Annotated in this window: 2 protein-coding genes; both read right to left on the bottom strand. The window is 48.4% G+C overall.

The genetic code is table 11. The features are described from left to right. Window positions 1-365, bottom strand: a 365-nt coding sequence (locus ACYVN4_RS45090; RefSeq protein ID WP_460730470.1) for a hypothetical protein, incomplete at its 3' end; no start/stop codon positions are given. Next, the coding region (locus ACYVN4_RS45095; protein ID WP_460730472.1) for a head-tail connector protein at window positions 362-663 on the bottom strand (302 nt) is incomplete at its 5' end. The genes ACYVN4_RS45095 and ACYVN4_RS45090, both read right to left, overlap by 4 nt.

Genomic DNA, 663 nt, shown 5'->3' on the forward strand with positions numbered 1-663 from the left:
CTAGCTTTCTCATCCCGAACCATTGCTACTTCTTGGTGACTCACGTATCCGGCATATCCCTTGCTGGCACGCTTATAGTGTGTCGCCTGACCATTTACATCAGTGACATCAATGTCGGCACCAGGAGGGATTTCTAAGCCATTTCTGATGAGTAGTTTGGCATCGTAAGCGTCAGTCCCGAAGAATGTCTGATCACTAGCCTTGAGTCCTTTGAGAATCACTTTGGCCAGTTCATTCTCAACGATAATCACAGGCACAGTGTCGGTGAAGGCGCCGTCTTTGACCGTCTTGACACCAGTGATAGTCACTCGATCAAACCACAGCTTAGTGAGTTGACTTCCCATTCGATTAAATGCAGCCTTCATCGTTTCACCACCCGAAATGAGTTCAATTGTGCTGTGTAGTTATCGGTCAGTGAGTTCACCGACTGTAGCTCTGCGTACACCTCGCTAATCGACTTAAAAGTAACGGACGTATCGCCTTCATTGAGGCTCTTCACATCTCCTTCACGGTCGGCTACCGGTGTCAGCAATTGGTGTGTAGCTAGAAACTGCTGGCACAAGCCCAACAGAATTGTGTCAAGCTCAACAGGAAGTCCTGTAACGGGCAAGTGCGTGTAGTTTGCTACATCCTGCACCACTTTGTCGAAACCGAACTCCAACA

The organism is Nocardia heshunensis (assembly GCF_054782115.1).